General features: G+C 40.3%; 4 protein-coding genes, 2 tRNA genes, 3 rRNA genes and 1 pseudogene. 2 read left to right on the top strand and 8 right to left on the bottom strand.

Features of this window, described 5'->3' with window-relative positions; translation table 11 throughout:
* Nucleotides 1-266: 266 nt before the first annotated feature.
* The 6 genes from rrf to KBP46_RS15865 all read right to left on the bottom strand — a co-directional run bounded on the left by rrf (nt 267) and on the right by KBP46_RS15865 (nt 7,721).
* Nucleotides 267-374 (bottom strand): 5S ribosomal RNA (gene rrf, locus KBP46_RS15890).
* Between the two features lie 160 nt (nt 375-534).
* Nucleotides 535-3,289, bottom strand: a 23S ribosomal RNA gene (locus tag KBP46_RS15885).
* Nucleotides 3,290-3,442: 153 nt separating this feature from the next.
* Nucleotides 3,443-3,516, bottom strand: a tRNA-Ala gene (locus KBP46_RS15880).
* An 87-nt stretch (nt 3,517-3,603) separates the two neighbouring features.
* A tRNA-Ile gene (locus KBP46_RS15875) sits at nt 3,604-3,677 on the bottom strand.
* Nucleotides 3,678-3,897: 220 nt separating this feature from the next.
* Nucleotides 3,898-5,414 (bottom strand): 16S ribosomal RNA (locus KBP46_RS15870).
* Together the 16S, 23S and 5S rRNA genes with 2 tRNA genes alongside form the textbook arrangement of a ribosomal RNA operon.
* Nucleotides 5,415-6,674: 1,260 nt before the next feature.
* A complete protein-coding gene (locus KBP46_RS15865; RefSeq protein ID WP_216443663.1) occupies nt 6,675-7,721 on the bottom strand; it encodes a PA0069 family radical SAM protein in 1,047 nt (348 codons plus the stop codon).
* A gap of 491 nt (nt 7,722-8,212) precedes the next feature.
* On the opposite strand from KBP46_RS15865, the gene KBP46_RS15860 reads away from it, so the two are divergent.
* Complete coding sequence (locus tag KBP46_RS15860; RefSeq protein ID WP_120232247.1) at nt 8,213-8,563, top strand: hypothetical protein; 351 nt, start codon at nt 8,213-8,215, stop codon at nt 8,561-8,563.
* A gap of 108 nt (nt 8,564-8,671) precedes the next feature.
* Here the strand turns inward: KBP46_RS15860 and KBP46_RS15855 are convergent, their stop codons facing one another.
* Complete coding sequence (locus KBP46_RS15855) at nt 8,672-11,323, bottom strand: hypothetical protein (protein ID WP_216443662.1); 2,652 nt, start codon at nt 11,321-11,323, stop codon at nt 8,672-8,674.
* A 33-nt stretch (nt 11,324-11,356) separates the two neighbouring features.
* A pseudogene (locus KBP46_RS15850) lies at nt 11,357-12,153 on the bottom strand (DUF2797 domain-containing protein).
* A gap of 88 nt (nt 12,154-12,241) precedes the next feature.
* Here KBP46_RS15850 and KBP46_RS15845 point away from each other — a divergent pair.
* Nucleotides 12,242-13,270: a GDP-mannose 4,6-dehydratase gene (locus KBP46_RS15845; RefSeq protein ID WP_120232250.1), complete on the top strand. Its 1,029-nt coding sequence runs from the start codon at nt 12,242-12,244 to the stop codon at nt 13,268-13,270.
* Nucleotides 13,271-13,302: the final 32 nt, after the last annotated feature.

Genomic DNA, 13,302 nt, shown 5'->3' with positions numbered 1-13,302 from the left:
AGAATAAAAAACAGAGGGCTGGAAGCAGGAAGCCTGAAGCTGGAGGAAGAAGAATAGCGGATAGATGAGATGGACTACTTACTACGAACATCTATTATCTTTATCTATTATCCACTGCTCATTACCTATTACTCATTACTTCTGTTTCTGTTTGGATTTTGTGTTAGTTAGTTTGGGGAGTATGTTGAGTGGGTTTGGTGTTGATGTAGGTATATAACAAAAAAACCTTTATCGTAAAGATAAAGGTTTTTTAAAAATAAAATAAAAACTGGCGGCGGCCTACTCTCCCGCGTTAGCAGTACCATCGGCGCTGGTGGGCTTAACTTCTGTGTTCGGAATGGGAACAGGTGAGCCCCACCGCTAAAACCACCCTAAAGAAGGTATATAAGATATCAGAGGATAGATTTCAGATTTCAGACTTCAAGGTCTGGTATCTGATGTCTTATATCTGACATCTGTTTTAAGCGATAAAAACTTTCACAAAGACAAAACCTTCACTGCGCATAAAGCACCTGGTTTATATTAGTAACCATAGACTATAAATCTACGGGTAATTAGTACTACTTGGCTATGACATTACTGTCTTTACACCTATAGCCTATCAACGTCGTCATCTACAACGACCCTTAAAAGATGTCTCATCTTGAGGCGAGTTTCGCACTTATATGCTTTCAGTGCTTATCTCTTCCAAACGTAGCTACTCAGCGGTGCACCTGGCGGTACAACTGATACACCAGAGGTTTGTTCAATTCGGTCCTCTCGTACTAGAATCAAGCCCTCTCAAACATCTAACGCCCGCAATAGATAGAGACCGAACTGTCTCACGACGTTCTGAACCCAGCTCGCGTGCCACTTTAATGGGCGAACAGCCCAACCCTTGGGACCTTCTCCAGCCCCAGGATGTGACGAGCCGACATCGAGGTGCCGAACCTCCCCGTCGATGTGAGCTCTTGGGGGAGACTAGCCTGTTATCCCCGGAGTACCTTTTATCCTATGAGCGATGGCCCTTCCATACGGAACCACCGGATCACTATGTCCTGCTTTCGCACCTGATCGACTTGTAGGTCTCACAGTCAAGCACCCTTATGCCATTACACTCTACGCACGGTTACCAAGCGTGCTGAGGGTACCTTTGAAAGCCTCCGTTACTCTTTTGGAGGCGACCACCCCAGTCAAACTACCCACCACGCAATGTCCTTCTGAAAGAAGTTAGGCTCCAAGTAAGTAAAGGGTGGTATTTCAACGTCGGCTCCACAAACACTAGCGTGCCTGCTTCAAAGCCTCCCACCTATCCTACACATTACTTACTCAAAGTCAATACGAAGTTATAGTAAAGGTTCACAGGGTCTTTTCGTCCCATTGCGGGTAATCGGCATCTTCACCGATACTACAATTTCACCGAGCTCGTGGCTGAGACAGTGCCCAGATCGTTACACCATTCGTGCAGGTCGGAACTTACCCGACAAGGAATTTCGCTACCTTAGGACCGTTATAGTTACGGCCGCCGTTTACTGGGGCTTCAGTTAATGCCTTCGCTTACGCTAAGCACCTTCCTTAACCTTCCAGCACCGGGCAGGTGTCAGACCCTATACAGCATCTTTCGATTTAGCAGAGTCCTGTGTTTTTGATAAACAGTCGCCTGGGCCTCTTCACTGCGGCCAACATTGCTGTTGGCGTCTCTTCTTCCGAAGTTACGAGACTATTTTGCCTAGTTCCTTAGCCACGACTCACTCGAGCACCTTAGGATTCTCTCCTCGACCACCTGTGTCGGTTTTGGTACGGGTTGCTTCACTTCGGCTTTTCTTGGATCAGATTACACTACAGCAGCTTCGCCCGAAGGCTAGGCCTTGACTATTCCGTCAGTCTCCAGCAGCTACATCCAACCGTCCCCTTTTATTGTGAGCAAGTATGGGAATATTAACCCATTGTCCATCCACTACCCCTTTCGGGTTCGCGTTAGGTCCCGACTAACCCTCAGCTGATTAGCATGGCTGAGGAAGCCTTGGTCTTTCGGTGAGCAGGTTTCTCGCCTGCTTTATCGTTACTTATGCCTACATTTTCTTTTCTATCCGCTCCACAATACCTCACAGTACTGCTTCGGCGCAAATAGAATGCTCTCCTACCAGATATATCTAAAATATAAATCCATAGCTTCGGTAATATGTTTATGCCCGATTATTATCCATGCCGGACCGCTCGACTAGTGAGCTGTTACGCACTCTTTAAATGAATGGCTGCTTCCAAGCCAACATCCTAGCTGTCAATGCAGTCCAACCGCGTTGCTTCAACTTAACATATATTTGGGGACCTTAGCTGTTGGTCTGGGTTCTTTCCCTCTCGGACATGGACCTTAGCACCCATGCCCTCACTGCCGTAGAACATTTATTAGCATTCGGAGTTTGTCAGGAATTGGTAGGCGATGAAACCCCCGCATCCAATCAGTAGCTCTACCTCTAATAAACTTATATACGACGCTGCACCTAAATGCATTTCGGAGAGTACGAGCTATCTCCCAGTTTGATTGGCCTTTCACCCCTACCCACAGGTCATCCGAAGACTTTTCAACGTCAACCGGTTCGGTCCTCCACTCTGTGTTACCAGAGCTTCAACCTGCCCATGGGTAGATCACAAGGTTTCGCGTCTAATCCTACTAACTATGCGCCCTATTCAGACTCGCTTTCGCTCCGGCTCCGGTACTTAATACCTTAACCTCGCTAGTAAAATTAACTCGTAGGCTCATTATGCAAAAGGCACGCCGTCACAGCATTACGCTGCTCCGACCGCTTGTAGGCGTACGGTTTCAGGTTCTATTTCACCCTTCTATTCGAAGTGCTTTTCACCTTTCCTTCACAGTACTTGTTCACTATCGGTCTTTCAGGAGTATTTAGCCTTGGAGGATGGTCCCCCCATATTCAGACAGGATTTCACGTGTCCCGCCCTACTCATTTATCATCTCTATATGCCTTTCGAGTACAGGATTATCACCTTCTATGATTGTTCTTTCCAGAACATTCCTCTAAACATAAAAAGACTTTTGGGCTAATCCGCTTTCGCTCGCCACTACTTACGGAATCTCTTCGATTTCTTTTCCTCCGGGTACTTAGATGTTTCAGTTCTCCGGGTTTGCTCCTCTTGCGAGGTGACATGTCTTCAACATGCCGGGTTGCCCCATTCGGATATCTGCGGATCAATTCGTGTGTGCCAATCCCCGCAGCTTTTCGCAGCTTACCACGTCCTTCGTCGCCTCTGAAAGCCTAGGCATCCGCCATACGCCCTTAACGATTTCTTTCCTATTGGTTACTCAAGCGCTTTATGCGCTCGGTTTTCTCTTTGTGATGTCTTTACCGTTAATGTCAATGATCTTAATTTCTTTCTTTCAAACTGATGAACAAATGTTGTTTTTGGCTCCATTCGTAACTTTTAAATCAGTCCTCCAAAACTGTGGAGAATAAGGGAGTCGAACCCTTGACCTCCTGCGTGCAAGGCAGGCGCTCTAGCCAGCTGAGCTAATTCCCCCTCTAGTAGACTTTAGATATCAGATTCCAGATCTCAGACCTAAATGTCTGATGTCTAATAGCTGATCTCTTCCTGTCTTTCAATTAGTAGTCTCGGGCAGGCTCGAACTGCCGACCTCTACATTATCAGTGTAGCGCTCTAACCAGCTGAGCTACGAGACTGTCTTTTAGACGTAAAAGATGATAGACTGATAGATAACAGACTAATTTCTTCGTCTTTCTCTCTCTGCTTTTATCTTCTTTGCCTCTCTCAATCCCTTTACTAATTTCTAGTGGGTTTTGTATTTTTATATATCAACCAAACAAAAAACTAAAGCTATGCTTTAAGTAAGTATTTTGTATCTTACGACACTGATTTTGTTTAACGTCCTAAGACGCTCTAAAATGAGATGTTCCAGCCGCACCTTCCGGTACGGCTACCTTGTTACGACTTAGCCCTAGTTACCTGTTTTACCCTAGGCAGCTCCTGTTACGGTCACCGACTTCAGGTACCCCAGACTTCCATGGCTTGACGGGCGGTGTGTACAAGGCCCGGGAACGTATTCACCGCGCCATGGCTGATGCGCGATTACTAGCGATTCCAGCTTCATAGAGTCGAGTTGCAGACTCCAATCCGAACTGAGACCGGCTTTCGAGATTTGCATCACTTCGCAGTGTAGCTGCCCTCTGTACCGGCCATTGTATTACGTGTGTGGCCCAAGGCGTAAGGGCCGTGATGATTTGACGTCATCCCCACCTTCCTCTCTACTTGCGTAGGCAGTCTCACTAGAGTCCCCAACTTAATGATGGCAACTAGTGACAGGGGTTGCGCTCGTTGCAGGACTTAACCTAACACCTCACGGCACGAGCTGACGACAACCATGCAGCACCTTGAAAAATGTCCGAAGAAAAGTCTATTTCTAAACCTGTCATTTCCCATTTAAGCCTTGGTAAGGTTCCTCGCGTATCATCGAATTAAACCACATAATCCACCGCTTGTGCGGGCCCCCGTCAATTCCTTTGAGTTTCAAACTTGCGTTCGTACTCCCCAGGTGGCTAACTTATCACTTTCGCTTAGTCTCTGAAACTTACATTCCAAAAACGAGTTAGCATCGTTTACGGCGTGGACTACCAGGGTATCTAATCCTGTTCGCTCCCCACGCTTTCGTCCATCAGCGTCAGTTGTTGCTTAGTAACCTGCCTTCGCAATTGGTGTTCTAAGTAATATCTATGCATTTCACCGCTACACTACTTATTCCAGCTACTTCAACAACACTCAAGACCTGCAGTATCAATGGCAGTTTCACAGTTAAGCTGTGAGATTTCACCACTGACTTACAGATCCGCCTACGGACCCTTTAAACCCAATAAATCCGGATAACGCTTGCACCCTCCGTATTACCGCGGCTGCTGGCACGGAGTTAGCCGGTGCTTATTCGTATAGTACCTTCAGCTACCCTCACGAGGGTAGGTTTATCCCTATACAAAAGAAGTTTACAACCCATAGGGCCGTCGTCCTTCACGCGGGATGGCTGGATCAGGCTCGCACCCATTGTCCAATATTCCTCACTGCTGCCTCCCGTAGGAGTCTGGTCCGTGTCTCAGTACCAGTGTGGGGGATCACCCTCTCAGGCCCCCTAAAGATCGTAGACTTGGTGAGCCGTTACCTCACCAACTATCTAATCTTGCGCGTGCCCATCTCTATCCACCGGAGTTTTCAATACCGAATGATGCCATTCAGTATATTATGGGGTATTAATCTTCCTTTCGAAAGGCTATCCCCCAGATAAAGGCAGGTTGCACACGTGTTCCGCACCCGTACGCCGCTCTCAAGATCCCGAAAGATCTCTACCGCTCGGCTTGCATGTGTTAGGCCTCCCGCTAGCGTTCATCCTGAGCCAGGATCAAACTCTCCATTGTATGTTTGTCTGACTCACTCAAAGTTTTTAACGCTTTAGTTTTTCCTTACTTGGTTGTTATATTGTATGTCAATGATCTTTATATCTTTCGCTTTTCAACGAAGCAATCTCTCTGTCAGTGCTGCTCCGTATTTGCGAGTGCAAAAGTAAAACTTTATTTTTTAATGACCAAATGTTTTTGAAGAAAATTTTAAAGTTTTTTAAGTAACCTTAATCCTTCTCAAAACTTCAATCTCTATACTCCTGCGCTCCCTCTAATTGGGACTGCAAAGATACAAACTCTTTTTAAACTGGCAACTTTTTTTTACAAAAAGTTTTAAAGTTTTTTTCGTCCGTCTCTTTTTGGAAGTAATATCGTTTCTGCCCATCTAAAGGCGCTTCTGCGCTACTGAATGTCTTTCGTTTTTCAGTGGGGCAAAGATAGTAACTTCATACAACGCAAAACAAGTTTATTTAACATAAATTTCATATTCGGATAGGTTTTTATCCTAATCAACTGGAAGGCAGAGAGAAAAATTTTAAACATTTGTTTGGAAGATCGGGGTGAGAGCGTGGGAGTGTGGGAGAGTTTGAGCGTTTGAGGGGGAGAGAAGAGGATTCGGGGTGCGGGATGCGGGGTTTTGGGTGGCTATGATCAAATAAAGTATATATTATATAATAGAGAGACTAGACTAGAGAGCTGACTTTCCTCGACGAAGACTGAAGAGTATATTTAATATATAAATATAGAACAATAAGATTTAACTCCTGTACCCGTAATTAATTATAATGCTTCGACTCAGCTCAGCATGACATGGCTAATACTAACTGCTAAAAGACCTCAGATATTATCCTGCCAACTTACAAGCGCTCTTGTAAAGAATTTGGATTCCTGCGGAATGATACAATGGGAATAGGGATTTATACTCAATAATATGTTTCCATAGAATTCTGCAATATGAAAATTCAAACCAATATTCCTTTTATACATGGAGACCCAAATCTCGAAACACAATAACCAGAACCTCATCATTCATCATTCATCATTCACCACTTATCATTAACGACTCCTTCCCTAGCCCTGATAGCAATGGTTACCCCGCAGCTTGGGTTGGAGAGTGGTGGGTTGGAGCGTAGGAGAGCGCTGGCGCGAGGAGTAGAAATGGATAGCAGGAATTAGCTCCTGAAAAAAGTTCGATAGTTTGAGAGTAAAAGGGTTTGAGAGTGCGGGAAGAAGAATAAAGAGGTAGGCTCTATTTTATATTATATATATAAGGCAAGCTTAATCAAATAACCGTAGCTGCTGATCGCGGGATCCAGTAAAGTTAGACGTTGAAAGCTTTGGAAACTCTTTGCCTTCAAAAAACTTCTTTTTGCCGATCTTAAAGGTGGTATGAATCATTTCTGCAATATTCCCTTCTCCTTTCTGTCGTTCAAAATATCTTTTATCACCCAGTTTTCCTCCTCTCATGGAGCGGATAAGATTTAAAACTTTTTGTGCCCTGTCCGGAAAATGGGTTTCAATCCAGTTTATAAAAACTGGTTCCACGGTATCGTTTAGTCTTACAAGGGTATAACCGAATCCTAAAGCACCTGCATCCGAAATAGCTTTTAATATGTTTAAAGGCTCATCACTATTGAGTCCTGGGATAATGGGTGCTACCATTACATGTACGGGGATATTGTTTTCAGAAAGAATTTCAACTGCTTTTAATTTATTTTTTGCAGAGCTTGTTCTCGGCTCCATCTTTCGTCTCAGTTCTTCGTTGATGGTTGGAATGCTTAGAGAAACAGATACCAGATTCTGTTCTGCCATAGGTTTTAAAATATCTAGATCTCTTAGCACCAGTGCATTTTTTGTCAAAATATTGACAGGATGTCTGTAATCAAGACAGAGTTGCAGTAATTTTCTGGTAATTTCAAATTGTCTTTCGGCCGGCTGATAGCAGTCGGTATTTCCGGACAATAGAATCGGGGCGGCTTTATAGCCCTTTTTTTGAAAAAATTTCTCCAATAACTCAGGGGCATTTTTCTTTACCATGATTTTTCTTTCAAAATCAACCCCGGCACTATAACCCCAGTATTCATGAGTAGGTCTTGCAAAGCAGTAAGAACAGCCATGTTCGCATCCCTGATAAGGGTTCATCGAATATTCAATTGGAAGGTCTTCACTTTTGACCTGATTGACAATGGTTTTGGGAAATACTTCCGTAAAAGAAGTCTTTACGGTTTCGAAATCCTCATCTTCTGGTTCATAGGTATACCTGTCGAAACGATTGACAACGTTTCGCTGAGCTCCCTGACCTTTTATGAAATTTTCGTTTTGCATTCCGGTGTAAAATTAGAATGGAATTTTTATAAAATAATGAGTTTTAACATTAAAGTTTTCCACAAAAAAATCCAACACTTTCAAAAGCGTTGGATTTAAACATAATTAAATATATTTTTTTACTACTTCAGCGCGAATAATTCTACTCCATGAGTTTCATCATCATTATTTTTTTCATCAAAGTGTCTGTGATAGTCCGAATAGGAATCACTATATTTTTTATCTTTTTTAGTCAAAATTTTTTAATGCTTATTAAACTCAATACTGCCAAAAGACCAACTCCTCCTGCCAGTAAAACTCCAACTTCTTTTTTCATATTTTCTCTGATTTATTATTGATACCATTGCAAAAAGCATACCTATTTTATTTTTTTTAATTATAAATTTTGTTAACATTCAACTTTATTTTTAGGAAAATTGCAATCTGCTATTTTTCTTATATTTAAAGTTTGCAATGGTTTAATTATTGTACTTAAAAATAAAAATATTATTATGGAAAATCCAGAAAACATAGACAGAATGACAACCTTGAGCCAGGTGATGAAAACACTCTCTGAAAGAGGAATACACAGGGAGTTCAGAATGAATGATAAATGTGAAATGAAGTTTGAAAACTCTGACAAGGTGTATCAACCCTCTGAACTGGTCATTTTAAAAACTTATCGCTTCGAGGGAGACAGCAATCCTGATGATAATGCTGTACTTTATGTTGTGAAGGACAATGCAGGAAATCGTGGGATGATTATAGATTCCTATGGTGCAGACAGCAATTATCCAGGCGAAGAATTTGACAAGTTTTTAAGAGATATCCCTATTCAGGAAAGTGATGAATTCAATTTTTAACAACTCAATCACATATTAATTTTTTAAACCATTAAGGTTGTTTTCAATTAAAGACTGTACAGTGGTTATGACCGGCCGCAAAAGGATCTGTCTTAATGGTTTAAAGAATTATTCTTCAGTTTTTTCCTTTTTTCTGAACACATTATTCAGGAAACCTTTCTTTTCTTTTTTCTCTGCTTCCGGTTGGGGAGTTTCTTTTTTATTTTTTATTTCCTGTTTTATTTCTTTTACCGATTGTTTCATATCCTTTACAGAAGAAACTGCTTCTTTGACTTTCTTTTCTGTTTTTTCAACATTTTTACCAATCAGGGTTTTCTTCAATCCCTGCTCTATTCCTCTCCAGAAAAGATTAAAGAAAGACTTTGTAGGGTCACGTTCTACATTTTCTACCGTAACAGCTTCCGGAAAGCTTCCTGAATCTGATTTCAGAAAAATATTGGCTACTGCAGTCAGAAACCCTTTTTTCTCATGGTTATTCTTATTTAATACGGCAATTTTTAAGTCTTTATGTTTAAGATTAAAAGTTCCGTGTAATCCGGCAGGGTTTCCTTTAAAGTTAAAAAGCATTTCCTGAATAGTTCCTCCAGTAGCTGTCACATGAAGATAAGGCCTGATAAAAGGATTGATTCCATTTGCTGGAAGACCGGTTGTTTTTCCGGAAATTGCAAATCTATCATTATGATCTGCAACATCAAAGTTCCAGTTGACAGAAAGTGGTGACAGGTTCATGAAAGAACAATTGATGTTAATATCTACTTTTGTTGGCTTTCCTTTAATTTTAGATGAATTCAGGTTTTTAACGTTCATATTAAAGTTGCTGAAGGTCAGTTTTCCCGGTCCCATACTTTCAGGAGTATCTTCTTCGTAGACCAGGACAGAGTTTTTTAGATCCAGATTATGAATGGTCATCGGAATCTTAATGGAACGCAGCATTTTAGAATATAATGCTTTTATCTTCGGATCATCTTTAGGAATTTTGCTTCTGAAAATATTCGCATTTGCAGACTCAATGTCTACCTGGGAAGCATTAACCATTTTGTTGTGAGAAAAAAGATCCCACTCTCCTTTTGCAGTAATTTGTCCGGCTTCTAAATTATACAGATCTCTTTCAACGGGTATCATTTTGATAAACTGTGCTCTTGAAACGAGAGGCTTCATGGCAAAATTGTTAATCTGTACCTTATTTTTATTCAGTTTAATAAGCCCAAGGCTCATATTGTAAAACTGCGTTTTATAAGCCAGATTTCTAGTGGTAATATAATACTCTTTTACTTTGAAGGACAGCCCTTTTTGATTAGGTCTAGGTGATAATTCAATATCATTTACCGTTGCGTTAAGATCATGGAAAGTCAGTGGTTGTTTTCCTTTATCATAAGTAATGTTTGAGTTTTTTAAGGATGTTTTTCTGATGATAAAGGAATTAATAATCCCTGGTCCGGCAGATTTATTGGTTGTTTTTTCACCTGCTTTAAAAGTTCCGTTAACATTTTCTACGAGAAGATCTTTAAGATCCACATTCAGTTTTTTATCAACGAATTCCAGTTTATTGATATTAAAAGCAATATGATCTGTTTTTAACACTACTGTTGCTTTTCTCTCTGCAGGGTGCCCTGGTGTCAGTATGACGTCCCTGATTTCACCGTTTGCAGGCTTCAGCGCAAGACTTCGTATTGTAATATTCTGAGCATTGGAATATTCAATATTCCTTGCGGCTATAGTAAAATCTTTATATCCTATTGGAATAATCTGCTCAGAAGTTTCTTTATTAAACATCAGCTGATTGATATTTACACTAAGATTCCCTACTGACAGAAGATTATTTCCATCCGTTTTTGTGATCTTTACTATGGCATTATTCAGCTTTATATTTTTTAAATCAACTTCAAAATTTGTTTTTTTTTCGGCTTTCTTGGTCTTTACTCCTGTATTATAGACTGTCAGAACAGGATTCTCAAAGTCTGCATTCGTAAGTGAAACTTTATTTTTGTTTAAAATAACATCCGTAAAATCCATTTTGGGAACTGCAAATTCAAATAATTGAGCCTTCTTAGGATAAAACTTTTTAAACTGAGCAAAAGAGAGCAGCGGGGTCAGCCTGAAATTCTCAACAGCCATCTGTCCGTTACTTGTATTTATACTGCTGATGGTAACCGCATATGTTTCATCTGGACGAAGAAAGAATTTTTGTCCTTTGATGCTGTATTTGTCAAAAACAACGGGTAGTTTATTTTCTACGGATTCTTCCGTCATCTGTAAATTTTCTACAAACAGATCCAGTTGTTGGACAGACAGAAATTTCTGCTTTGTATGCCTGAAAACAGCAATTTTACCTTCGTTAATTCTTATATTTTCAAATGAAACCGGATTTCTTTTCTTTCCGGTTTTGCGGTCGACAGGTTTGGCAAGAATGACATTTAAATTGGGTTTAGCCAACAAAAGGTCTGACGAGCTGATTCTTTTATTAAAAACAGCATCATAAATTCCGAAACGGCTTATTTTCAAGGTATCAATAGTTCCCTGCAAACCAATAACGTCTGTATTTTGCGGATCTTTACTGTTAACTGAAATTCCTGTTGCAAAGATATTTCCTGTTCCCAGATCAACATCCAGCGTTTTGTAAGAAACTTTATAGTTTGTATTTTTTTTGATGTATTCCGGAAGTTGGGTTTTGAGCCATAGATTCAGTCCGAAATTCGCAGCAAGAAGAATTCCTGCCAGGACTCCGAAAGTTATTAATAGCCTTTTAACCCATTTTTTCATATTTTGTGATTTGGTTCTTTCCTATTATATAGATCAATTCTTTATTTCCAGTTCTATTACATACCCTTCATGCCCTCTTACATTGATAAAATTACCTCCTTCAAATCCAAGATACTGACCTTTAATTCCTGTAAGCTTTCCTGTAAACTCAGGTTTTTATCTAATGTAAACGATGAAACTTTCTCCGGTTTTTCAAAAGGATAATCAAACATCCACAGCTCTTCACCGTCACTGTAAAATTTCTGGAAATCGTCGGGAAAATATTCTTTTATCTTTTGTCGGAAATCAGCAAGGTCTACTTCTCCTTCAAAATCATCCTGCAGCATCTTTCTCCAATTGGTTTTATCTGCCAGATGTTCTTTTAAAGCTACTTCTATCATTCCTGCTTCATAACGGTTTTCCGTTCTTGCGATGGGTAATGCAAAAGTTGCACCCTGATCAATCCATCTCGTAGGAATCTGTGTATTTCTGGTTACGCCTACTTTTACATCTCCTGTATAGGCCAGATAAACAGTGTGTGGCTGCAGCTGAATTTGTTTTTCAACTTCAAGATCTCGCTCTGCAACTCCCAAATGAGCTGTAGATAGTTCCGGGCGGATAATGGTATCGCTTGCATAAGGGCTTTCAAAAAAACAGTTTTTGCAGAATCCCATTCTGTAAATTGGTTTATTTTCACCACAATTTACACATTGAAATCCGGTATGTTTGATGCTTAACTCCTTTCCAAACAGCTCATTCATATGGATCAGATCTCCAGAAAGATTGAGGTAGTATTGGATTGGCTTAGCATCGACGCTTGTCATCTTTAAAATTTGCCCTTGAAACTGCATATTATATTTATATTACTTTTTAAGTAAATTTAATGATTATATTTTTCAAAAAGTAAAATTTATATTTTTGTGCTCATAAAAAATACAAATGGTTTATCTTGTAACAGGCGGTAGTGGGTTCATCGGTTCCCATTTAATTGAACGATTATTAAGAAATGGACATTCTGTCATAAACATTGACAATTTTGATGATTTCTATGACTATCAGGTAAAAATTAAAAATACTTTGGAGTCAATCGGTAAAAATTCGGATTTTGAGTTCTCAGAAAAAGAGACGGATATTCCGCGTTTGGTTTCCCTCACCCATTCAGACCAATATTCCCTCTATTGGCAGGATATCAGGGACCTAAAAGGTCTTGAAAACATCTTTAAGAATCATCATATTGACATGGTGATCCATCTTGCTGCACTTGCCGGTGTTCGCCCTTCTATTGAACGTCCTCTGGAGTACGAAGAAGTGAATGTACGAGGTACTATGAATCTTTGGGAACTGTGTAAGGATTTCCATATTAAAAAATTCATTTGTGCATCTTCATCAAGTGTTTATGGAAACAATGAGAAAATTCCCTTTACGGAAACAGATAATGTAGACAATCCTATCTCTCCTTATGCTGCTACCAAGAAAAGCGGAGAAATTATAGGACATGTTTACCATAATCTATACCATATAGATATGATCCAGCTCAGATTCTTTACGGTATATGGGCCAAGACAGAGACCTGACCTTGCTATACACAAGTTTACAAAGCTCATTTCGGAAAATCAGGAAATTCCTTTCTATGGTGACGGAAATACGGCCAGAGACTATACTTATATAGATGATATCATTGATGGAATTACCAAGTCTATTCTTTATCTTGAAAACAATTCAGGAATTTATGAAATTGTGAATCTGGGCGAAAATCAAGTAATCACTTTGTCTGAAATGGTGGCTACAATCGAAAAGACGCTGGGAAAATCTGCCATCAAAAAAATTCTGCCATTGCAGCCGGGAGATGTCACAAAAACCAATGCCGACATTGCAAAAGCAATGGATTTGATAGGGTATAAACCGGCCACAGACTTCCAAAATGGCATAAAAAAATTTGTGGAATGGTTTTTGAGAAAACGACAATAAGTAAATTGCTGACATAGCTGCCAGTTAGTTTG

Origin of the sequence: Chryseobacterium sp. PCH239, assembly GCF_018924625.1 — a bacterium.
In the GTDB taxonomy this organism is placed as follows: domain Bacteria; phylum Bacteroidota; class Bacteroidia; order Flavobacteriales; family Weeksellaceae; genus Chryseobacterium; species Chryseobacterium cucumeris.
This window is presented reverse-complemented; position numbering and strand designations above follow the sequence as displayed.

Excerpts from the sequence above, each read along its gene's own strand:
- KBP46_RS15865 (WP_216443663.1), bottom strand. The coding sequence starts at position 7,721 with ATGCAAAACGAAAATTTCATAAAAGGTCAGGGAGCTCAGCGAAACGTT.
- KBP46_RS15860 (WP_120232247.1), top strand. The coding sequence starts at position 8,213 with ATGGAAAATCCAGAAAACATAGACAGAATGACAACCTTGAGCCAGGTG.
- KBP46_RS15855 (WP_216443662.1), bottom strand. The coding sequence starts at position 11,323 with ATGAAAAAATGGGTTAAAAGGCTATTAATAACTTTCGGAGTCCTGGCA.
- KBP46_RS15845 (WP_120232250.1), top strand. The coding sequence starts at position 12,242 with ATGGTTTATCTTGTAACAGGCGGTAGTGGGTTCATCGGTTCCCATTTA.